22 protein-coding genes and 1 pseudogene are annotated in these 23,351 nt (G+C 34.1%); 3 read left to right on the top strand and 20 right to left on the bottom strand.

The window, feature by feature from the left end:
• Positions 1-10: 10 nt before the first annotated feature.
• The 6 genes and pseudogenes from EVI01_RS00300 to EVI01_RS00275 all read right to left on the bottom strand — a co-directional run bounded on the left by EVI01_RS00300 (position 11) and on the right by EVI01_RS00275 (position 4,852).
• A complete protein-coding gene (locus EVI01_RS00300) occupies positions 11-328 on the bottom strand; it encodes an AzlD domain-containing protein (RefSeq protein WP_010750963.1) in 318 nt (105 codons plus the stop codon).
• Positions 321-1,109 (bottom strand): AzlC family ABC transporter permease, encoded by a 789-nt coding sequence (locus EVI01_RS00295; protein WP_010750962.1) that lies wholly within the window; start codon positions 1,107-1,109, stop codon positions 321-323. The genes EVI01_RS00300 and EVI01_RS00295 overlap by 8 nt, the downstream gene beginning before the upstream one ends.
• 182 nt (positions 1,110-1,291) lie before the next feature.
• Positions 1,292-2,155 (bottom strand): annotated as a pseudogene (locus EVI01_RS00290) (cation diffusion facilitator family transporter); the annotation flags it as partial.
• Positions 2,156-2,441: 286 nt separating this feature from the next.
• Entirely contained in the window at positions 2,442-3,500 is a 1,059-nt protein-coding gene (locus EVI01_RS00285) for a hypothetical protein (RefSeq protein ID WP_010750960.1), read from the bottom strand.
• Positions 3,497-4,384 carry an HlyD family secretion protein gene (locus EVI01_RS00280; RefSeq protein ID WP_010750959.1) on the bottom strand — a complete coding sequence of 296 codons (888 nt, stop codon included), beginning with the start codon at positions 4,382-4,384 and terminating at the stop codon, positions 3,497-3,499. The genes EVI01_RS00285 and EVI01_RS00280 overlap by 4 nt, the downstream gene beginning before the upstream one ends.
• A 276-nt stretch (positions 4,385-4,660) precedes the next feature.
• Positions 4,661-4,852 (bottom strand): hypothetical protein, encoded by a 192-nt coding sequence (locus EVI01_RS00275; protein WP_010750958.1) that lies wholly within the window; start codon positions 4,850-4,852, stop codon positions 4,661-4,663.
• Positions 4,853-5,284: 432 nt separating this feature from the next.
• Between EVI01_RS00275 and EVI01_RS00270 the strand changes: the two genes are divergently transcribed.
• The gene (locus EVI01_RS00270) at positions 5,285-6,787 is read left to right on the top strand and encodes a DUF1846 domain-containing protein (RefSeq protein ID WP_010750957.1); all 1,503 of its coding nucleotides are present in this window, start codon (positions 5,285-5,287) and stop codon (positions 6,785-6,787) included.
• Positions 6,788-7,033: 246 nt separating this feature from the next.
• Here the strand turns inward: EVI01_RS00270 and EVI01_RS00265 are convergent, their stop codons facing one another.
• The 4 genes from EVI01_RS00265 to EVI01_RS00250 are packed head-to-tail and all read right to left on the bottom strand — an operon-like array spanning position 7,034 to position 9,662.
• Positions 7,034-7,441: a DUF3021 domain-containing protein gene (locus EVI01_RS00265; RefSeq protein WP_010750956.1), complete on the bottom strand. Its 408-nt coding sequence runs from the start codon at positions 7,439-7,441 to the stop codon at positions 7,034-7,036.
• Positions 7,434-7,895 (bottom strand): LytTR family DNA-binding domain-containing protein, encoded by a 462-nt coding sequence (locus EVI01_RS00260; protein ID WP_010750955.1) that lies wholly within the window; start codon positions 7,893-7,895, stop codon positions 7,434-7,436. The genes EVI01_RS00265 and EVI01_RS00260 overlap by 8 nt, the downstream gene beginning before the upstream one ends.
• 41 nt (positions 7,896-7,936) lie before the next feature.
• The gene (locus EVI01_RS00255) at positions 7,937-8,791 is read right to left on the bottom strand and encodes an ABC transporter permease (RefSeq protein ID WP_010750954.1); all 855 of its coding nucleotides are present in this window, start codon (positions 8,789-8,791) and stop codon (positions 7,937-7,939) included.
• Complete coding sequence (locus tag EVI01_RS00250; protein WP_010750953.1) at positions 8,775-9,662, bottom strand: ABC transporter ATP-binding protein; 888 nt, start codon at positions 9,660-9,662, stop codon at positions 8,775-8,777. Before EVI01_RS00250 ends, EVI01_RS00255 begins: the two co-directional genes overlap by 17 nt.
• 460 nt (positions 9,663-10,122) lie before the next feature.
• Here EVI01_RS00250 and EVI01_RS00245 point away from each other — a divergent pair, with 460 nt between their 5' ends.
• Positions 10,123-11,304 carry a NupC/NupG family nucleoside CNT transporter gene (locus tag EVI01_RS00245; RefSeq protein ID WP_010750952.1) on the top strand — a complete coding sequence of 394 codons (1,182 nt, stop codon included), beginning with the start codon at positions 10,123-10,125 and terminating at the stop codon, positions 11,302-11,304.
• Between the two features lie 202 nt (positions 11,305-11,506).
• Positions 11,507-12,067, top strand: a complete 561-nt coding sequence (locus tag EVI01_RS00240; RefSeq protein WP_010750951.1) for a guanylate kinase — start codon at positions 11,507-11,509, stop codon at positions 12,065-12,067.
• On the opposite strand, the gene EVI01_RS00235 is transcribed toward EVI01_RS00240, so the two are convergent.
• From EVI01_RS00235 to EVI01_RS00190, 10 genes are all read right to left on the bottom strand, one after another.
• Positions 12,064-13,056 (bottom strand): sce7725 family protein, encoded by a 993-nt coding sequence (locus tag EVI01_RS00235; RefSeq protein WP_010750950.1) that lies wholly within the window; start codon positions 13,054-13,056, stop codon positions 12,064-12,066. The two genes, EVI01_RS00240 and EVI01_RS00235, sit on opposite strands and share 4 nt — an antisense overlap.
• A gap of 6 nt (positions 13,057-13,062) precedes the next feature.
• The gene (locus tag EVI01_RS00230) at positions 13,063-13,752 is read right to left on the bottom strand and encodes a hypothetical protein (RefSeq protein WP_010750949.1); all 690 of its coding nucleotides are present in this window, start codon (positions 13,750-13,752) and stop codon (positions 13,063-13,065) included.
• Between the two features lie 197 nt (positions 13,753-13,949).
• A complete protein-coding gene (locus EVI01_RS00225; protein WP_010750948.1) occupies positions 13,950-15,395 on the bottom strand; it encodes an amidase in 1,446 nt (481 codons plus the stop codon).
• A gap of 253 nt (positions 15,396-15,648) precedes the next feature.
• Positions 15,649-16,584 (bottom strand): dihydroorotate oxidase, encoded by a 936-nt coding sequence (locus EVI01_RS00220; protein WP_010750947.1) that lies wholly within the window; start codon positions 16,582-16,584, stop codon positions 15,649-15,651.
• 75 nt (positions 16,585-16,659) lie between these two features.
• A complete protein-coding gene (locus EVI01_RS00215) occupies positions 16,660-17,286 on the bottom strand; it encodes a PepSY domain-containing protein (RefSeq protein ID WP_010750946.1) in 627 nt (208 codons plus the stop codon).
• Between the two features lie 144 nt (positions 17,287-17,430).
• Entirely contained in the window at positions 17,431-18,600 is a 1,170-nt protein-coding gene (locus tag EVI01_RS00210; RefSeq protein ID WP_010750945.1) for an SAM-dependent methyltransferase, read from the bottom strand.
• A gap of 124 nt (positions 18,601-18,724) precedes the next feature.
• Positions 18,725-19,558: a maltodextrose utilization protein MalA gene (locus EVI01_RS00205; RefSeq protein ID WP_025480640.1), complete on the bottom strand. Its 834-nt coding sequence runs from the start codon at positions 19,556-19,558 to the stop codon at positions 18,725-18,727.
• Between the two features lie 12 nt (positions 19,559-19,570).
• Entirely contained in the window at positions 19,571-20,422 is an 852-nt protein-coding gene (locus EVI01_RS00200) for a sugar ABC transporter permease (RefSeq protein WP_010750943.1), read from the bottom strand.
• A gap of 3 nt (positions 20,423-20,425) precedes the next feature.
• Positions 20,426-21,724: a carbohydrate ABC transporter permease gene (locus EVI01_RS00195; protein WP_010750942.1), complete on the bottom strand. Its 1,299-nt coding sequence runs from the start codon at positions 21,722-21,724 to the stop codon at positions 20,426-20,428.
• A gap of 326 nt (positions 21,725-22,050) precedes the next feature.
• Entirely contained in the window at positions 22,051-23,310 is a 1,260-nt protein-coding gene (locus EVI01_RS00190; RefSeq protein ID WP_010750941.1) for an extracellular solute-binding protein, read from the bottom strand.
• Positions 23,311-23,351: the final 41 nt, after the last annotated feature.

The following is a 23,351-nucleotide window of genomic DNA, read 5'->3' as shown; positions in this document are numbered from 1 at the left end:
AGGCCAAATTTTAGAGCATAGACAGTAAAAAAACAGAAGCAAGTCCTGTAATAACAGACAATGCCATGGAACGCGATTTATAAGCAACTAGCGCAACGAGTATCATTGCTAAAATTTTGGCGTTCCAGGCAATGTCTAGCTGCTCATGAGTAATAAACACATCTTTAAAAGCCAATGCCGCAAATAAAGCAACCGGCACGTATTTCATCCATTCACTAAACCATGAAGGTACTTTTCGATGAGTGAAATACAGCATTGGGAATAATCTTGGTACGTAAGCTACGACAAACAAACTAAGTACTAAAAGCAATAAATAAGTTTTAGTCATTTTGTTGGCTCTCCTGTTCTGGGAAGTTGAATAATGGTTCGTTGACATGTTTGCCACGATTTTTTAGGCGTTTCAGTTTTTTTGCTTTCTCTTTTTTGAAGGCTTTTTCTAAGGCGAAACCTGCCAATGAAGCGATCACTGTAGCTGCGATCAACCCCAGTGTATTTTGGAATAAAACCATGAACACTACCCCTAATGCTCCAGAAAAAATTCCTGTAAAAATCAGTAAAACATTCTTCATTTGCATGACAAACATAAAAATAAACATGGCAGTCAGTGCAAAGTGAACAAGATCAGCATCTACGTGGATCACTGATCCAAAGATGTTCCCGATCATATTACTAACTGTCCAAGAAGCCATCGAAAACCAATTCACATATAAAGCTTTTCGCTTATTCCATGTAGGATCAGTTGAATATTTTAAATAATTAACGGCGTAATTTTCATCATTTAAAGATTGCGAAAATATCGCTAAGAAAAATCGCTTTTCTTTCTTCATAAAACCTGAAAGACTTGAACCTAACAATGTATAGCGTAATTCTAAGAAAAATACCATCAAAAGTGTGGTTGCAAAAGATGCTTGTGTGGTTAGCATCGAAGCAACTAAAAATTGCGCTCCACCCGAAAAAACTAAAATGGACAATAAACCTGCTAAAATTGGATTAAATCCAACTTTTTGCAATAATACACCACAAGCCAATCCAACTGGGATATAACTCAAGCAAAGTGGCATTACTGCGTGCAGTGCTTGAAGCCAAGGCGCACTTTTCTTTTTATTCATCAAAATGTCTCCTTCAATTACAACAAATAAACAGCGGACTCATTGTAACATAAAAAAACGAAATTGTAGCCGTTTTATTAAAAAACAATATTATTTTTTTCTAATTTTAAGCGTTATATTTGAAATTTTAGAACGAAATTTCTCTATTTTTATCTAAAAAATGGGAGTTTTTGTTCTTATTTTCGCTGATATTTTTGTTCGATATGATTGATAAGAGTATACGATTCATTTTCTTTCTGATCAAAAATATCAATTTTAGCTGCAACTAGAATTTCTGTAGGTCCTAAATGAACTGTTTTAACGTCGATTAAACGAGAGACTTCAGGACGATCAAAGGCTTTTTTTATTTTGTTCAAATCACTTGTAGTGACACTTTCGCCAACGATCAAACTATAAAATTCCTTAGCTAAGAAAATCGCTGCTCCCATTAAAAGAAGTCCAATCAATAACCCACTGATCGCATCAAATGCAGCAATCCCTGTAATTTTTGTCAAAATGGTACCAACTAAAGCCAATAAAAGACCAATGACTGCACAAAAATCCTCAGTAAAAATAATGAGAATCTCACTGTGACGACTTTCTCTTAAAAATTTCATGATTGATAGTTTTTCTGTGTTTAATTCACGAATTTCTTTCATCGCAATACGCAACGAACTTCCTTCAATAACTAAACCAAAGAGCAAAATAATGATGACAATCAACGAATTTTCTACTTCATGAGAAGGATGAGTCAATTTTTCAAAAGCTTCCATGACACCTAATGCTCCCCCACCAAAAAAGAGCATCGTTGCGACAATCGTACTAAAGAAATATTTAGCTCTTCCCTCCCCAAACTGATGGAGTTCACTTTGCCCTCTATTTGCCCGTTTATCTCCAAAAAGCAAGAGTATTTGGTTGCTACAATCAACGATACTATGAATACTTTCATTAAGCATTGCTGCACTTCCGCTGATTGCATAACCGACAAATTTACTAATAGCGACTAAGATGATTGCACCTAAAGCCGCAATCACAGAGAACATGCCACTTTTTTTAAAATTTTCCATTTTTTATTCCCTCTTTCACTTTATGGCCTCTCATCCATTTTTTTAAAGCAAATGAATGACTTTGAAAAAACTGTTTCCTTGCTCTTTATTGAATGCGTTAGATTATTTTTAGTAGTGAATTGCTTGGCTTCTTCTTTATTAAGTCTTTTAAAAGTTTTTGTTTATTTCTCTTATTCCTTCTCACAATTTTCCAATTCATGCTGCAAAGATTCAAAGTAAGCATAAAAGGAACACAAAAAACATGCGACAATCGCTGATTTGACTGTCACACGTTTTTCATTCAAATTTAAGTCTTTCGTACCATTAAAGGAACTAGAAATTCATAATTAATAAAGAAATCAATAACTGAGCGATGGTATTCTCCAGACGAGATTTCTAAAATGGTTTGATTATGCTCATTTCTTGTGATAGCCAATGACTGCCCTTTATCAAGCAACACTTTATAGTGATCCTTTCCACTTTTCTCAAAGTCATATTGTGAATTTTTCATTGTCACAATAAAGATATCATCCAGCACTTGACTCGTTAGTTCATATTCACTTTGAAGGTTTAAATGAAGTGGTTTTGTATTATCAAGTAATGTTTGATTGATAAAGAAACCTAGCTTCCGAGCATGGGCTAAAATTTGATTAAGTTTATGATTAAAAATCGTAATTTGTCCAGCAGAAAATACACGTTCAACCGACCAATAACGAATCAATGACAATACTCGATCATCTTGAACCGTTATTTCCATTGTTTCAGGGGAGACTTCTAAAAGATGAATGGATTCCACTTGATAACGCTGATTGATCGTTGGAAGTACAAATGAAAAAATCAATTTATTTTGTTCATTTAAAAAATAGTTGATTGAAAAATGTCTGGTTTCCCAAGTATCATAAGTACTCGAAGACATCGTTAGTCCAATATCATTTAAAGGTTTTAAAAGTTCATAAGTAAGATATTCAATTAAACTGGTTTTACCAATAGGAGAAATCGTCTCTCCTTTGGTTATATAACGCTCAAATGAATCCAATAATTCGGAAAAATCAGATTCAATCAAGTATTTACGTAGTCTTAAATCTGCTAATTCCGCTTCAGCTGTTTCAATCAAAAGAACAATGTCTTGGTGGTCTTTATCTTTGGTTTCAAGATATACTTGATTTTCGTTTAATCCATGCTTTTGATCTAGCTGAATTTCATCATTTTCTTCCGTCATAAATGGTTCGGTTTCTTCTATTAATGATTCTTCATCTGATAGGTGGCTTTTTGATGAAGCTTCTTTTATTTCCTCTTGGGTTGTCTCGTTTTCTTCTGACAACGTATTTAACTCTTCTCTTTTTTCTTGTTCATCAAATTCATTCATTTCTCAGCACCTCCTTCTAAAAAAGGACTATCTGGATTTTCACTACCTAAATAATTCATTAGAAAATTATGGATCGCTTGACTAAATCCTTCTATTCCACCAAAGTAGCGTTTGATTTGGCGTTGCTCTTTTTCAACAATCGCTATACGTAGCTGTTTGGCTTTTTCTTCTTTCATCAATGCTTCTTTTTGTTCTTGAATCTTTTCTGGCGCTTCAATATAAGGAAGCCAGCCTAATTTTTCATTCGTAAGATTTTGTTTTTGCTTTTCTAGTTCTTGGATTTCTTCATCCACTTTTTTTCGATTTAAGAAGCCTTTTGTATCATCTAGTTTGGTAATTTGAAGAGTGATCTCTTTTAGATTTTCATCAATTCGTTCAATCTCTTCTTTTGCCGTAATCACTTTTGCCTCTAGTTGATTAATTTGTTTGCTGTAATCATCTGGTTGTTGTTGAGTGTATTTCGCCCATTCTTCATCAATTTGTGGCAAGACAAATATTTCAGGTAGACTTGCATCAATACCAATTGTTGGTCTTTCGTGATAATACGTACCAATCTTATAGTAACTCATAGTAGGAGAAACTGTCTCAGTTAACTCCATAAATGGAAATTCCTGAATAAATCGATCGTGGATTTTTCGCATTAACAGTTGATCAATCTCGTGGTTTTCATTAGAACTCTTTTTTAATTCATCATTTAAACGTCCATTGTATAATTGATAAATTTCTGGAATGTTTTCTTCACGTACAGCCTTTTCAAAAGCTTGCAAATCATCTAATAATTGAGATAAATTTGTACTGGCTTTCTCCTTAATATCATAAAAAGATGAGCTTTCCTCATTTTCATGTTCCATTTCTTGCTTTGTTTCGTTCGCAATCTCTTTCATGATTCTTACCTCCTCACGTTCTTCTATTCATTGCATTTATGCAACGAATAGAATCGGTACACTTGATATTATATTGATAATTTAATAGTACCATTTTATAGAAAAAAATGTTGAAACGGACTTCTTTTACTATGTAGAAATAAATCAATTCTTTTTTATGCAATAATCAAAATCAGTTATTTACCCGTCTAGTTTTTGCACAAAAATTTTGGTTACGATTGGTGAAAAAAAAGAGCGGGAGTTTGCTTTTCCCACTCTTTTGCACTAAGTAAATGTTTATTTATTAGGCAGATCTCTAGTTGTGAAGTGGATGCGTTGATTCTCATCACGTGTTAAAAGCGTTTCTTCATTTAAGTAAGAAAACTTCATTTCTTCTAAATCAGTATTTTCTAACATTTTTTCATAACCGGTAAAAATTGAACGAATATACTGTTTATATGCATTTTTCTTTTTTTGTCTTTTTTTCATGTGACACCTTCCTTATCCATCCTATCATACCAATGAATTTACCACGAGACAAGCCAGTTTTTTGATTTTATTTGTTGTTTTAACAAGGATATCCCTTCTCAGTTGACGAAATGTTAAAAAAATGAAAAAATGCTTGAGTAGAAAAGGTTGTGAAAAGCATGGTCTGCTTCAAGAATTAAGAACGAAAATGCGAAAATAGCTTTTCATATTTTTGCATTTTTGGGCTTAATTCCGTAGAAGCAATGCTTTGAACACCGTGGGTAAGGACATGAAAGTAGCGGTCAGCTCCGAGCAAATAAAAAATGATTTTCTAAAATAGTTTTTCATATTTTTGAAAATCAGGGCTTATTGTTGAGGAGTTGCTACTTGAATCTCGTTTATTAAAAATTATAAAAAACGAGATATGTTTCTAAAAATACAGGAGGGAATTTAGTGAAAAAAATTGGATTTGATTCAGAGAAATATATTGAAGAACAATCAACATATATTCTTGAACGAGTAAATCACTATGATAAATTATATTTAGAATTTGGTGGGAAATTGGTCGATGATAAACATGCCAAACGTGTCCTACCTGGCTTTGAAGAAGATGCAAAAATCAAACTCCTCCAAAAATTAAAAGATCAAGCAGAAATCTTGATATGTGTTTATGCGGGAGATATTGAACGCAATAAAATCCGTGGCGACTATGGAATCACTTATGATATGGATATTTTACGTTTGATTGATGAACTACGTGGTTATGGACTATCAGTCAATAGTGTCGTTATCACACGCTATAATGGACAGCCAGCGACGAAAGTATTCGTGAACAAGTTAGAAAGAAGAAACATTAAAGTCTATAAACATTCTGAAATTGAAGATTATCCATTAAACGTCAAAAAGATCGTTTCTGACGAAGGTTTTGGTAAAAATGAATATATTGAAACGACCAAACCGATCGTGGTCGTCACCGCACCAGGTCCTGGTAGCGGTAAACTCGCCACTTGTTTAAACCAACTATATCACGAAAGCCAAAAAGGAAACGTAGCGGGCTATTCAAAATTTGAAACTTTCCCTGTTTGGAACGTTCCATTAAAGCATCCCTTAAATATTGCCTATGAAGCAGCGACGGTCGATTTAAAGGACGTGAACATGATCGACTCCTTCCATTTTGATGCTTACCATAAGGTTGCTGTGAATTACAACCGTGATATCGAAACTTTCCCAGTCATCAAGAGAATCATCGAAAAAATTACTGGGAAAGATTCAGTGTACCTCTCCCCTACTGATATGGGAGTCAATCGAGTCGGATTTGGTATTATTGATGACGAAGTGGTTCAAGAAGCTTCAAGACAAGAAATTATTCGTCGATATTTTCAAACCGAATGCGATTTTAAAAAAGGTTTAATTGATGAAGAAGCAGTCAATCGCATGAAATTGATCATGGAAGAAGTCGGTTTACAGCCAGAGGATCGCAAAGTTGTAATGCCTGCGCATAACTATGCGAAAGCCGTCCAAAATTCAACTAATGATCCTTCTGCTGTTATCGCCATTGAACTTCCAGATGAAGTCATTATAACAGGTCGCACAAGTTCATTAATGAATGCTTCTGCTGCTGTCGTTTTAAATGCAGTGAAACATTTAGCCCATATTTCAGATAATATTCCTTTGCTTTCACCACTAGTTCTTGAAAGAATTCAAGGGATGAAGGCCTCTGCCTCGCATTCTTCAATCGATACTTTGAGTCTCAATGAAGTCTTAATTGCTTTATCCATTAGTGCAGTGACCAATCCCATTGCACAAGTTGCTTATGAGAAACTCGCCGAACTAGATGGAGCCCAAGCTCACTCTACAGTCATGGTCAATAAAAATGATGAACAAACCTTAAAACAATTAGGTATTGATATCACAAGTGCGCCATTTTATCCTTCAGAAAACCTGTATTACCAATAACCTTTCAATTCGTTTTTAAACTCTTAAAAGTTTTTGTTTTAGTTGCTTGACGAGACAAGCAAAAACATGAATTTTAAGAGTTTTTTTATGGGCTTTTTGTCATTTTTATAAGGCAAAAATGTTTATCAGTATTTGGCGCAATTGTTCTATAGGCAATATAAAGTTTATTCAAAAGCGGTTGAATGATTTTGTTTCCGAGTTAGAATAAATAGAAATTTCCAGATTTCTAAGTAAAAATAAGTTAATTTATATTTTTTCTCTATTCTTTTCTAATTTTTTATTCACTTTTTCAATTTCATGATTAGTAAATAATATAATCACTAGCCACGTTAGTACGTAAATGATAATAAAAACTAGAAAAATGATTAAATAATGTTTCCAATTAGTGACATGATAAAACAAATAAGCTACCGATAAAACAGTTCCTAAAGTCAAAATAAAATGAAATATCTCTGCTACTAAAAAATTTATTTTCTCACTATGAAACAAATAAGAATACAATCCTATAAGACCACTAGCCAAAATAACGACTAAAAATTCATTCCTTGAAATTTCTACAATTTGGCTATAGCTTAATTGAACTCCCAGTAAAAAAAAGCTACCAAAACCTACACCAATCAGAAAACTTTTAATGATTCTATTTAATTTAGTCATTATCCAAAATCCTTTTCTTAATATTTTTCCAGTATTTACGACTAATATGAATCGTTTGATTATTTAATAACGTGGCAGACATTGTTCCAGAAAAACTACTTTCTACTTTTTTAATTTTTTTAATATTTACAAGTGTATTACGACTGGTTCTTATAAATTTATTGGTAGGCAATTCTGATTCAATCGATTGCAGTGTTTTTCTAACACGTAGCTGAATTGTATTTGTTGTATTTGTATAGATACTCGTGTAATCCCCTATCACTTCAATCCATAATATTTCCATAAAAGGAAATTTATAAATTTGATTTTCTTTTTCGACAATTAATACACTTGCAGATTGTTCAAAATCATTTAGATAGCTTAATAATTGCTCTACTTCATTATCCCTATTATTCTTTTCTACTGTAATAAAAATTTCATTAATTTGATTATTTTTTTTGAAGAAGATATTCAAATAAACACCTCCGATTATGCTATCAATATTACTTATTATAACTACGACATACTCACTTGTGCTATTTTTTTACCACATAAAGACAATACTAATAAACAGAAAATAGTAGTAATAATCAAAATACTAATATCCGTAGTAGCTGTAGTAAGATGATCGTCCCAAGTATAACCAATACCAAGATACTCTTTTAATGCCAGCAATTGTTCATGAGGCATATCTGTTATGATCGGAGAAATGAAGATTCGACGAAAACTGGATGAAGCATAGGAAATGGGTAAAATTTTGATAATTATTTCAGTAAACCCACTGAATGAGCCTATAGGCAAATAGGCAGTACACATGAATCCGGATATAGCTCCCAAGATACTGCTAATTGTACGTAAAGTGCTTTCCGTCTTAATAAATGTACAAATGATTAAATTGATGGCTGTCGCATTTAAAGAACTTAGTAGAATGATTCCAAATGCCTTTAACTCCATCATAAAAGTAAATTGGCTATTTTCTTGGCAGGAAAAATAGACGAGACAAAAAATTAAAACGGCTACCTGCATACAAAATGAAATAATAAGCCCACTTAAAAAGTATCCGATTAATAAGTGAGAGGCTTTCTTATCAGTAATAATAAAATCCATAAACTTATTTTCAGCTTTATCTTTAATAAATTGACTTAAGCCAGTAAAAGATGTCGTTAAACTTGTTGTAGCTAAGATCCCTCCCAACACCCAAAAGTCAGCAATAATAGGCCCATCAGTAAGTCTATCAAACTGCGTAACCATATTTTTCCGTAAAAATAATAAGTATAAGCCAAATACAATTAAAGCACCTAATAAAGAAAAAAAGACAGTGGCACTATTTGAAAAATAGATTTTTAAATTTCTTTTACATAATGCTCTCATGTCCAATCTCCTTTCCAGTAACTTTTAAAAATACCTCATTCATACCAATAGTCTGATAGGAAAAATCAAGGATTAATCCTTTTATTCGCTGTAATAATGAAATGACTTCCTCTTTGTTTTCTAAATAAACATCAATGCTATCTTCTGATTTTTTATTCGTATGATAATTCTTTAATTCTCTTTCTAGTAGATCCATTTGATTACTTAATAAACGAACAACAGGTTGTTCATATTTTTTCTTTAACTGATAAGCAGAACCTTCTTCTACGATGTTTCCTTTTTCTAAAATATAGATGTAATCCGCAAATTCGGCTTCTTCCAGATAGTGAGTTGTTAAAAAAATACCTAAACCGTTTTGTTTAAGTTCATTTAATAATTCCCATATTTCTTTTCGTGATTGTGGATCTAGTCCAGTTGTAGGTTCATCCAAAAATAAGATATCTGGTTGATTGATTAGTGCTCTCGTAATGTCCACTTTTCTACGCATGCCACCTGAAAGATGTCCATATTTCTTTTTTGCAAATAAAAATACACCAGTTTTTTTCATTAAAGAAATAATTGTTTCTTTCTCAATTGCTTGATACATTTGTCCTCTTAAAAATAAATTATCAAAGACTGTTAATTCGTTGTCTAGAACACTATTTTGAAATACTACACCTATTGCTATTTTCTGTTGATTATTGGAGTAAAAAATTTCTCCAGAACTAGGTGTTAATGTTTTTGTAAGCATTTGAATGGTCGTTGATTTTCCAGCACCGTTTGTACCTAAGTAGCCAGTTAACTTTCCTGCAGAAATTTTAATATTTAATTGGTTAACTGCAATCTGTTGTCCGTATTTTTTAGTTAAATTTTTTGTTTCAATTAAATTCATTGTATTCTCACCTCACCAAAATGATAACAGAAATAAAAAAGCTAAAATATAGCTTATCGGTAAGTGGTTGATATATAGCGTTAAGTGGTTCTATAGACAAAAATAAAGAGGTTGTTTAGTTGTTTCTTTTTAAAGGAACAAAGTCCATAAACCTGGTGTTTGTGAACACTATATTTTTTGTCCTAGTTCTTAAAATTTTAACTCAATAAATCAATGAGGAGAAACACTATCGAAGAAACAAAAAATAGTTAAATAATCGATATACAAAAAATCGTTTAATTTTTTTGTATTTTTTGTCATTTAGAGTTTAAAAATTTTGCCATTTAAACTAAAGTACCTACTCTCTTTAGTTATGATGAATGCGTTTCAGTTTAAAAAAACAATGAAAATTTTACTAAACATTAGTAATTTAAAAATAAAACAGGTAAAATGAAACGGAATTTTGGTTAGGGGTGATAATTTGAGTCAGTTTTTAGGAATTATTGGGTTACTTTTTCTTTTTAGTCTTGCTTTTTTGATTAGTACCAACAAAAAAGCTATTAAAGTGAAGCCATTAGTTGTGATGATTGTGTTGCAATTTATCTTCGGTTTCATCTTATTGCGGACAACTTTTGGTACAGCAATTGTTTCATTACTTGCTAAGCTATTTGATCATTTATTAGCTTTTGCAGGCGAAGGCGTTAATTTTGTTTTTGCAGGTGTGGCAAACAAAGGCAGTGCGCCATTTTTTTTAACCGTTTTGATGCCGATTGTGTTTATTTCAGCAATTATAGGAATCTTACGATATATCAAGGTGTTACCTCTGTTTATGAAAGCTGTTGGTTTAGGTTTAAGTAAAATCAATAGCATGGGTAAATTAGAATCTTATAACGGGATCGCTTCAGCTATCTTAGGTCAATCAGAAGTGTTTATTTCGATCAAAAAAGAATTGCCGTTCTTATCTGAAAAGCGTTTGTTCACCATGAGTGTTTCTGCTATGTCAACTGTTTCCATGTCTATTGTTGGATCATATATGGCTTTAATTGATTCTAAATATGTAATCACCGCTCTAGTGTTGAATTTATTTGGTGGTTATATTTTAGCTTCAATCGTCAATCCCTATGAATTAGCAGAAAAAGAAGACGAATTGATTATTGAAGAAAATAAAGAACAAACCTTTTTCCAAATGCTTGGAGAATACATCCTTGATGGTTTCCATGTAGCGATTACGGTAGCTGCGATGCTCATCGGCTTTGTCGCTCTTATTGCGATGATTAATGCGATTTTTAGTGGGGTTTTTGGTATTTCTTTCCAAGAAATATTGGGTTATATCTTCGCGCCACTGGCATTTATTAGTGGCATTCCTTGGAGTGAGGCAGTAAATGCCGGTAGTATTATGGCGACAAAACTTGTAACAAATGAATTTGTCGCCATGACGGAATTAGCAACCGGCAATCTTCATTTTACGGAACGTACAACTGCAATTTTATCTGTCTTTTTGGTTTCTTTTGCTAATTTTTCTTCTATTGGGATCATTTCTGGTGCCATGAAAGGGCTAAATGAAGAAAAAGGAAATTTAGTGGCAAAACATGGATTGAAAATTTTACTAACAGCGACACTTGTTAGTTTTTTAAGTGCCATTGTGACGGGACTGTTGGTTTAAAATTTTATTGACTCACCTATTGAGGTTGGGAAAACGTATATTTTTTTTAGAGCGTGAGACAAAAGTATTCTTTACTTTTTGCCTCACGCTCGCTTTTTATTATGTATTCTTAGTTTTCAAAAAGCAACTAGTTGCGAAAGAATGGTTTATCGTGTATCGTTTATTTCATTAGATTGGATTGTTTATGAGGAGAAGAATAGTTATGAATAAATGTTATGTATTTATCGGGCCTTCTGGTTCTGGAAAAACTTCTTTAGCTTCAGAACTTTTTGAACCCAACCAAAAAATCATCACTTATACCACTCGCCATCCTAGAAAAGGCGAACGAGATCAAATAGATTATTATTTTGTTACGGAAAGTCAATTTGAGCAAATGATCAAAAATGATGCGTTTGTTGAATGGGATGAATATGCTGGAGAAAAATATGGGTCAAGTAAAGCGGAGGTCATGCACAAGTTAGAACAAGGTGATTGTTACATCATTTTAACTGCGGCTGGTTTTTGGTCTTTCTACCATACTTTTGGCAGTTGTATCCAACCGGTGTTTGTAAAAATTTCTAAGAAGCAATTAAAAGAGCGGTTTTTAAAACGTGGAGACACTCAGGAACAAATCCAAAAACGTTTGGCTTTATTTGAAAAAGACATGCAGGAAATCACACTCTTAGAAAGAGTTCCTCAATTAATGATTTTGACAAACAACAATGATCTAGAGAAAACAAAAAAACAATTTATAAACCAACAAAAAAAGGAAGAAGAAAACTAGCCCATCGTTTCTTCTTCTTTTTTTTGCTCAATGCCACCGATCAGTGAATAGAGCTCGGTTATTTTTGAACCCTTTTTCAACCAATTTTTCGGATGATCCAATAACTGACTAATTAGTTCTAAGTGATGAAGCAATGTCCATTTCTTTAACACACCTAAACCGGGAAATTTTCTTAACTGGTACAAAGAAATAAGTTCTAATAACCCACTTGTAATAAGTAGCTGATTCTGGTTTCTAATGACCCATTTATACATTTTTTCAGCTGCTTCAAAGAATTTTAGTGCTTGATCTTTCGCAGTTTCATTTGTATCAGAGACAAAGTGTTTGACTCTGATATTGCCATATGCGTCCACATAAGTAAGATGGAGAGCCAGCGCACGACTAGGGAAGCCTTTGTCAAAATAACGACTGCCTTCGATGGTAAAATCAGAAAACCCAATGCACCCCTCTTCTTTAAAAAATAGATAATCATCACTAAAAAAATCATCGATTTTTTCAAGATAAGATTCCACGTGTTTTCTTGGTTGAAATGCCTCTTTCATTACGATCTTATTTTCAGGTAACCAAATGCGAAGCCGACTTTGTTCTGGCAACAAAAATTTGGCCTCTGTTTGTAAAAGTTTTTTCCAAATTTTGGGATCACGTGGTTGATGCTGGACATCAAAAATGATGAAGTTAGGTGGCTCGGTCATTATTTTTTCATAATTAGTGGGTGTGACGATCGACGCATATTCAATAGAACTATTTTTTGCCTGCGCCCATTTATGCAAATGTTCATCAAAAAGTTTAAACTGTCCCACTTGTGGGTTATTGACAATAACTAGAGGGTGCCCTACTTTTTGAAACATCTCGACCACGTTTTTTAAAGTTGCTGAATCTCGAACTGGTTCAATGATAGGAACGATTTTTGGGGATAAAACATGACGCTGAAGACTTTCTTTTAACGCTAGTAAATCAAATTGTTTTCCTCTTAGGTAAGGATAATACATCGTTACTCACTCCAATGGTTCTGTTGGTAGACGCTTGGCTTGTTGATTTTGTCTTAAAAATTCATAGTCTTGTCGCAAAGCTTGGATCTCTTCTTTTAAGTCTTGAATGGCTTGATTTTCTGTCTCTTCAATAAATCGTTCATAATACCGCTCTTTTGAGAATGGATCTTGAGTATCTGATCGTTTTTTTAATTCTTTATAAAGTTGGTCTGTTGGGAAATACTTTACGCCTCGTTCCATTTGTTTGGCTTTTCTGACTTCTCTGAATAAAGAGGCCATAAATCGATTAGTCAAAGTTTCCTCTGTGACTGCTAACTTTTTTTTACGAGCTTTTTTTGCGATAACAAAAGTACCGGGTGCTGGCATCTCCTCTTCTAATGTATAAGGACGATAAACTAAAACTCCAATATCTGTTGGAATTTCCTGTTGGACTTCTTCGTAAAGAGTCCTTGGGAGAACAAAGTAATTATAATGTCCAACAAATGATAATTTTGCTGTCGATCGAAAGTCTGCTTTTGATACTTTTAGCTCATAACAACGCCATTCTCTCGTGCCGTCAAATTTTGTCAGACAGTTTAACGTATCGACAATTCCATGTTCCTCAGGCATCGTAACCTCTTCAACAACAATCCCACCTTGTTCAATACAATATTGATAAAGAGACGTTTCCATCTCGATCGTTAAGGGCGTTTTCAATTTGTCTACCTCCGAACGTATTTTCGCTTTTTCATTTTACCTTAGTTTTAAAAAAAAATCTATTGTGATTCATTTCTTAAAAAAATAATAATGAAAAAAACCTCACTACAAAACTGTGAGGTTCATTTTTCATTATTGGTAAGTGTTATTCGTCTTTCAAAAAAAGTCTTTTTCGATTTGTTTTTGTTTATTTATTTTTAATAACTTGGTGGCAGATGAAATTTTTGATTTGTTTCAAATAAATCACCTATTTGAAACAGAATGTCTTCTCTTCCTCTTGCTGCCATAAATTGAATGCCGAGTGGTAAACTGTTACACCCTATATAGGTTGGTAGGCTAATGGCTGGTTGACCTGTTAAATTTGCTAATTGCGTATATGGCGTGATTTTTAAACTTTCTTCAAACATCTCAGAAATAATTTCCAGGCTTTCTTTTTCATTAAATTTATCAATCCTTGCCATTTTTTCTCGAATCTCATTATTTTGAAGATCTGCCGTGATTTTGGGTGCAGTGAATGCTGTCGTCGGAGAAAGAAAAAGATCCACCGTTTGAAATAATTCTTCCATTGTTACAGCTGCATGATCCCATAAATGGAGAGATTCAATATAGGTGGCAGCAGAAACCTTTTTACCATATTCTAATAGGACCCATGACATTGGCTCAAGATCATTTTTTGTGACAGAACGTCCTAAGTTTGTTTCAATCGAGCGAATCATGGCTGCTGTTTCAGCGCCATTCATCTGATAATAGGATTGGATTAAATCTCTGCCATTAAGAGGATACTTGATTTCAATGATTTCATGTCCACTTTGAGCTAAAAAATGAGCCGCATTATTTACCGCTTCTTTCGCTTCTTCACTAATTGGTGTACCAATTGGAGAATCGACACAAACGGCTATTTTTAATGGTTGTTTCGGTAAATGTCTTTGCCACTCTATCGGAGAAACTTGATAAGGCGCTCCTGAATGAGTGCCACGCATTCCCATAAATAATGCTTTGGTATCTCTCATAGAAACGGTTAACCCAAAATCAATGGCTGCTCCTTGCCACCCTCGCCAAGCATGAGGTCCTACAGGCATCGTACCACGTGATGGTTTTAAGCCAATTAGTCCACAAAATGAAGCTGGAATCCGAATGGAACCTCCACCATCACTTGCACCAGCTATAGGCAAGATACCTGAAGCAACAATAGCTGCGGCGCCTCCACTTGATCCTCCTGGAGAATGAGCGATATTCCATGGATTTTTAGCAGGACCATATATCTGTGGATCGGTAATATTTTTAAACCCAAACTCAGGGGAATTGGTTTGTCCAAGAGGAATTAAACCAATTGCTTCAGCTTGTGAAACAAAATTTGAATTTCTGGAAGCACGATGTGTCTGGAAAAGTTTAGAACCAGAAGTGGCGAACCACCCTTTTTTTTCTTGCCCTAACATTTTTAATGGAAATGGTAATCCCCCTAAAGGATGTGCCTTTGTTAACTCAGGGGAATATACTTGAACAGCTTGTTCTGGTTCAAACGTGACAAAAGCATTTAGCTCAGTATTTTTTTGTGCGACTTTTTTTGTCACATCAGCTATTAATTCTTTATAACTCAACTTCTTCTCTTTTAAAGCATGAACGATCCCGACTCCATCTTTCAATCGAACCCCTCCTTTTTTAGCTATTTTCTCACATTTTTTTTGAACAAACAAAGACAACGTTTAGGTAAAGAGAAAAGGTTCAGTGAGACAAATCGAATTTATGAGATATTTTAAGATTTTATCTACCCCAATAAGCCTCTGCTAGTTACAAAAAGCAGAACCAAAGAACAACAAAATAGCAAAGACTGATTTGATTCCATTGAAATGACATTCAAGTTTTCATTCATCAGTCTTTGCTATTTATATGAATTGATTATAATGTTTTTAATTTTCCTCGAAACTCATCGATTGATTGATAGCCTTTTTCTGTCATAATTGATTCAAGTTCTTTAGTGATACGGTTAAAAATTTGTGGTCCTTCTTTGTGAAGTTCTGTACCGATTTGCAGCATAGTTGCCCCGCACAATAGATGTTCAAAAGCATCTTGTCCATTTCGAATACCACCAGTCCCAATAATTTTGATCTCAGGTTTTAAACGAGTATAAAAAGCGCGGACATTGGCTAAAGCAGTTGGCTTCACATACTCACCACCAAGACCACCAAATCCTTCCTTTGGTTTAATCACTACAGTCTCACTTTGCGGATCAATATATAAGCCATTTCCAATGCTATTGATCGAATTGACATAAGTTAAGGGAAACTGATTTAAAATTTCCGCCATTTGATCAAAGTGAGCCAAATCAAAATAAGGAGGTAATTTAATACCTAATGGTTTCGTAAAATGCGCAAATACTTGTTTTAACAATTCCAAAGTTGCATCAAAATCATAAGCCAATTGCGGTTTACCCGGAACATTAGGGCAAGAAAGATTTAGTTCGGTAATTCCTTGAAAGTCACTATTTTCAATCATCATTAGCATCTCTAAATTTTCAGCTGCACTCATGCCCGCAATAGAGAAAAATAATGGTTGTCCATCTGATTGTTGTTCCACATTTAATGCGTAATCTAGATAGTACTTAAATCCTAGATTTGGCAAACCCATCGAATTGATGCTCCCAAGTGGCACATCATAATAACGTGGCTCTGGATTTCCACTTCGTTCGTTGATGGTACAGCTCTTCGTAATGTAGGCACCAGCTTTTGAGTTTGCAAGTTCTTCTAGCTCAGCGATTGTCATGCAGTGAACACCCGAAGCATTCATGAATGGGTTAGCAAAAGTATGATTAAAAAAAGTCGTTTCTAAGGTCAAGTTGTTCTCTCCTTTGATAAATCATTTTTTCTAGTTTATCATCAAGCAGAGAAAAAGCAAATAGAATCGAAACAATTAATCATCAATTTCTGTTGCTAAAATTTTTCCGGTTTGGCTATTGAGTTTCACTTGTGTCGTTTGATTGCCTTTTTTTACTTTGACTTCCCAGTAGATTGTGCCAAGTTCTTTATTTAATTCCCAATCCGTGGCTTCTCCTCCACCAACTTCTTTTACTGCAATATCAGCAGCTTTTTCAATACTGATAAGGTTAGATGTATCTAGCGCATCTTCTTTTTTCTTTTGCCCATTTTGTTCATCCAAATCTAAACGTTCAGGATTTTGCGTTTGCATTTCTTCGTTTGATGCATTAATTTTTACTTCATATTCGTTTTGATCGTCTACACCATCCACTTTGTAGAAGTAACTTCCCCAACTACTGTCTAATTCTAAACTTGTAACAGCAGCATCAGGATATTTTCTTTGAAACAATTCAATGGCTTTTTGTGCAGATACTTTAATATCTTTTGACGTAGCTGTAGTAGCTTTGTCCGTTGATTGTTGACTTGAAGCGTTTGTTGTTTGTTGCTGTACTGTGCTACTTGATGACTGAGAAGGTGTTTTTGATGGGGTTGTTGGGTTCGATTGACAACCTGTTAGTAATAATAATGAGAAGAGCCCAAAATAAATAACGTTAGTTTTCATTTTTTATTCATTTCCTTTCTTAATAAAAAAGCAAGTAATACAAGTATACCTAAGGAAAAATGGATTGTCATTTTTTAACATTTAAAAAATGAATAAAAATAAAAAAACGAGAAATAAATTCTCGTTTTTCCTTTAGAACTAAGTTTACGATAGACGATGCATAGGAATCTCATTATTTCCTGGTTGCACTAATAAATATTGAATGACATCAATGTTACTTGATTCAAACGAAGCCGCACATGCTTGAAGATAAAGATCCCACATCCGATAAAATGAGTCTCCTCTCATTTCAATCACTTTGTCTTTTACAGCATGGAAATTCTTGGTCCAATGTTCTAGCGTTAACTGGTAATCCCGACGTAAACTTTCTAAATCAATCAGTTGTAAATCATTTTTAGTGATGTTGTCCACTAATTCTGTTACCCCTGGTACATAGCCACCTGGGAAAATGTATTGATTGATCCAAGCATTTGTAGCACCACCTTGTTGGTGACTAATGCCATGGATTAAAGCTGTGCCTTTAGGACTTAATAGATTTTTTATGACATTGAAATACCCTTCTAAATTATCTGAACCAACATGTTCAAACATTCCAACACTTGTGATATGGTCAAATGTCTCGTCTTTTAAGTCGCGATAATCCATTAATAAAACTCGGCATTGATCTTCAAGGTGTTCTTCTTTGATTTTATTGTTGATATGATGGTATTGCTCTTCGCTTAAGGTAATACCAGTGGCAGTCACATGGTATTCCTTAACAGCTGTAAACATGAGTGTTCCCCAACCACAACCGATGTCAAGTAAGGTATCATTCTCTTTGATGAACAATTTGTCTAAAATGTGACGTACTTTATTCATTTGAGCTTGTTCCAAAGTATCCTCTGGCGTTTTAAAATAGGCACAAGAATAAGTCAATGTAGGATCTAGCCACATTTCATAAAAATCATTTCCTAGATCATAATGGGCGTGAACATCTTCTTTGTTTTGTCTTTTTGTATGCTTTTCTTTTTTAGGAAGCCATTTTAAATAATCTTTTCCTCTTAAAAAGCTGTTTGTTTGCTGATAAGCATCACTGATTAACGCTTGGATACTTCCCTCAATCTCGATGCGATGATCCATATAAGCTTCCCCTAAAGCAAGAGATGCATTACTTGTAATTTCTTTCATAGGGATTTCTTCATGGATATTGATTTTGATTTGGGGAGGATTATCTGTATCTCCATAGCGTTTTGTTGTACCATCCCAATAAGTCACTTGAACTGGGAGCGAGAAAGAACGTGAAAATAATTGATTGTATAATGTTTTCTCTAACATGATTTTCCTCCTTAAAAAAACTACTCTTTTACGTTAATACTAAATGCGAAAAGAATCAACTCAGAAGGTATTTTTCAAGAGAAAATCTTGGATACTTATTAAACTTTTTTATGCCATTTATTTCTCACATTTGAATGGGGTGAGCTTCAGCTATTTCATCCTTGAAACCAGTTTTAGCAAAAATCCATAAAAGTAAAAGTACAGCAATCGTTGACTGGATTCCTAGCATCCAGACTAAGTTAAAATGGATGAAACCGATGAATGCAGCGGCAATTGAGCCAATCCCAATAACTTGTAACATTAAATTAGCACTTTCTTTAAATGATTGAATAGAAGAAAACTGACTTTTTCTTGTCATCCATAGAAAGAACGATGCACCGAATAATAGTAAAGCAGTCATAACAAATAACAAAACACCTAAACTAATACTATAAGATAAAATAATTGTGGGACGATTACTCAAATAAAATTCTCGTTCTAAAAATGTTTGAAATGCTTCTGGTGTCCGAATTGATTTAGGCTGAAAAGTAGACTGATAATTCATTTGATATCTTCTGATATGGTCCGCTTCTTTTTGCTGAATTGTCCAGTGATTTTTTTCGAAATTAATATATGTCTTATTTTTATTTCGTATTTCTTTGGATAAGCTAACACCAATCACTAAATCTTTATGATGATAAATCGTCATTGGTGAAGATTTTAGCTCTCCTGCTGATAACTTTAATTCGGAAAAACGTGTGACCCCCTCTTGGTCAATCAATTGATTGACTGTTAAAAATTGTTCTAGCGGAATCCTGTTTACTTGTCTGGTGTAATACATGGTGATGGGCGTAACCATCAAAGACACGAAAAAGAGAAAAATAAAGCTGAACTTAGGCCAAGTTAACTGTTTTCTTCCTGCAAATATGCGTTTGGGGTTACGTAATTGAGAAAAATAATTGAAAGGAAATATCTGCATCATAAAAAACTCCTATCCTTTTGTGCCGCCTGAAGTCAAACCAGTGACAAAGTTTTTTTGTAAAAAGAAGAACAAGAGACAAATCGGTAGTGCAATTAAAATCGCCCCTGCTGCAAATAATGACACTCGTTGATTGGTTACATCAGAAATAAATGTTTGAAGCCCCACCGCAACTGTTTGGTTTTCTGGCGTCCGTAACAAGAATTTCGCTAGCATAAAATCACCAAACGGTCCCATAAAAGCCCATAAAGCTTGAACGGCAATCATTGGTTTGACTAACGGCAAAACAATTTGTAGAAAAATTCGAAAATGTCCAGCACCATCCAGCTTGGCAGACTCGTCTAAATCAATCGGTACAGTATCAAAATAGCCTTTCATTAACCACGTATTCATGGGAATGCCTCCACCAATATAGATCATCGTTAAAAACCAATATCTATCTAAAGCGTTTAACAGAAATGCCATGACATAAAAAGCGGTTAGTGCGGCCATTGTGGGCACCATTTGAATCACTAAGAAAAACATCAAGCTGGATTTTCTGCCAATGAAACGATAGCGACTATAGGTATAGCCAGCTAAAGTTACGACGGTTACTTGGATAACCATTGTTAAAATTGAAATAATCAATGTGTTTTTATACCAAGTGCCATATAGTGTTTCTGAAAATAGTCGGCTAAAATTATTTAGCGTCCAATCACTTGATAAATCTAGACTAAATGCAGCAATATTTCCCGATTTGAAGGCTGTACTTGCAGTAATCAAAAGAGGATAAATGATAATGATGGAAAGAATAATCAAGAATACATAAGTAAAAAATTGGGAAACTCTTCGTTGAAATTTGGCGCTTGAGTTAATTTTTTTCATTGCTTAATCCTCCATATTAAAAGCATTGGTCTTTTTGAATACTAGTAGGGAAACGCAGATGACGATGGCGGAAATAATCAGTGTAATTGCCGAAGCCATTGAATATTGTGGGGATGTTCCGGTAGTTAATTTATAGATCCAAGAAATCAAGATATCTGTTGAACCAGCGCCTCCCCCTACACTACCAGGGCCACCATTATTAAAGAGATAGATCATTGAAAAATTATTGAAATTACCTGTGTATTGAGTAATAAAGGTTGGGGCTGCTACTAAAAAGACAGCTGGTAGAGTGATGTTAGAAAAACGTTTCCAAGCATTTGCACCATCAATTTTAGCTGCTTCATATAAATCTTCAGAAATGGATTGTAAAATTCCTGTCACCATCACGTAGATATACGGAAATCCTAACCAACCTTGCACCATGATAATGGCTACTTTTGTCCAGTAAGGATCCGTCTTCCAAGAAATAGCTCCAATATCCACAAATGGTAACTGGTTGATAAATGGGATCACTTGGGTATTAATCGCACCTACACTGTCGTTGAAGATATTCGAAAAACTCATAATTGTAATAAATGCCGGAACTGCCCAAGGTAAGAGAAAAATAATGCCAAAAACACGTCTAAATTTAATGAATTTTTGATGAGCAATGACTGCAGTAAAAATCCCTAAAGTAATTTGAAGTGTTGTGGCACACAATGTCCAGATAACTGTCCAAGTAAACACGGAGAAAAAGGTATTGCGATAAGAACTTAAGAAAAAAATGCTAAAAAAGTTTTTCGCACCGATCCAGTCAATCAAACTAGCTGGTGGAATGTGTTTAAAATCATAATTAGTAAAAGCTGTAAATAACGTTACTAATACTGGGAAAATGATGGTAAAAATCATCAAAAGATATGCTGGAAGTGTGAGTAAATAAGGAAAACCCTCATCACCTATGTTATGTATAACTTCCTTCATTGTTCGATTAATTTTTTTGCCTTCTTTACGTTGAACGGCAACACGTTTTGCATCTAATACGTTCAATCCATAAAAAATGAAAAAAAGGATGGTGATGATCAATTGTAAAGTGCCTTGAATCAAGATAAACAAGGAGTGATCTTCCATCGGAACGGATCCCAAAGTAACTAATCCGACTAAAGAATGAAATCCCCCTAAAAATAATTGCAAAATAAATGCTAAGAATAAACCTATAAAAACAATTCCTTTAAATGTTTGACCATTTGCAAATTGTCCTAGTCCAGGTATGAGTGATAGGAGTGTTATTTTTTTTACATTCACCTTATTTTTTTCGTCTTCCATATTGTTGTCCCCCAGTACTACTATTTTAATCATTCGTTCAAGAACTGATTTGTCTTACTTTTTTTATCGCAAATTAAGGATTTTTTTGTGAATTTTCAGCCTTTTCGTCACCTTTTTACCTTTTCCTATGATGAGACCTAGATGATCAAATCCAGTCGAAACAGATAAAATGGGTTTATTTTTTACTGATTCAACTGGAATTTTTACATCTATAACGATCGTTTTCTAGGTTGCTTCTTATTACTTCGTCTTTTATTGTTTAAATAGAACCTTCGAAAAATGTCTTTGTTTCTCATCATTGAAAATTGCTTTTTTTCTTTACTTGTTTAATATTTTTGTTCAATGGCTTCTTTGATTGTTTTCACAGCTTCATTCGCTGACTCTTTTGGTGTTTTAGAACCAGAAGCTGCATCAAACATCAAGTTTTCAGCACCTGTCCAAACTTCAGCCATTTCTGGAATATTTGGCATTGCTTGGGCTGTTTCGTATTGTTCAATTACTGCTGTAGTGAGTTCATCATTTTTTGATTTTGCTGTTTCTCGTGCCGATTGATTGGCAGGAATTTCATTGACCATTTCAAAGAATTTTTCTTGATTTTTCGTGTTAGTGACGTAATCTAACCATTTTTGAGCGAGCTCTTTATTTTTAGAATAATTACTTACGACCCAGCCTTTCCCACCGCCAAATGGTTGGTAAGATTCACCATTGTTTAATGTTGGAATTTTGGCCACGCCATAATTGATCTTGTTGTCTTTGTAGGTTTGTGCTTGCCACGGACCGTCAATAATTGCTGCAGCTTTGTTGGACATAAACTGTTGACTCACAAAATCTCCAGCACTCTTAATATCTTGCATTCCTTTTGGCCAAATGTTTTGGAACCAATTGGTCGCATAGGTAATCCCCTCAACTGACCCTTTATTGTTTAATCCAATATCTGATGGATCTGTTCCATTATCCCCAAAAACATAACCGCCATACCCAGCTAATAATCCATAGGAGTAATAGAAATCCGTCCATTTAGCTAAAAATCCGGTATTTTTCCCAGTTTCTGATTCAAATGCAAACCGTTTGTCTTTCGCTAACGCTTCAAGTTCTTTGAAAGTAGTTGGTGCTTGATCAACTAAATCTTTGTTATAATACAAAACTAATGTTTCAATCACTGCTGGTTCCCCATAAATTTTTCCATCATATGTTACTTGTGCTTTATCCGTTTCATCGTAATCTGAATCATTCCCAAGTGTTACTTCTGCTAAATGACCTTGTTGACCCAGCGCACCAATTCGATCATAAGCAGCCATCATTACATCTGGTCCTTTTCCAGCAGGTCCATCCAATGAAAGTGCTTCTAACTGGTCAAACATATCTTTTTCTACAAGCTTAATTTTGATGTCGTTCTCTTTTTCAAACGTTCCTTTAATCTCATTAATATAATCTTTATAGCCAGAGTCTACGGAGACTGTTAATGTTTTTTCGGCATCCTCACCACTTGTTGAATCAGCTTTTCCACTACCGCAAGCTGTTAATCCACCTAAAATACCTAGAGATAATAAACCTAACCCAATTTTTTTAACATAACTTTTTTTCAATTTTCGTTCCTCCACTTCGCTTGATGTTTTGTCTATAAAAA

Source organism: Enterococcus villorum (assembly GCF_007990225.1).
In the GTDB taxonomy this organism is placed as follows: Bacteria; Bacillota; Bacilli; order Lactobacillales; family Enterococcaceae; genus Enterococcus_B; species Enterococcus_B villorum.
The sequence above is the reverse complement of the archived record's forward strand: the minus strand, read 5'-3'. Positions and strand labels throughout refer to the sequence as shown.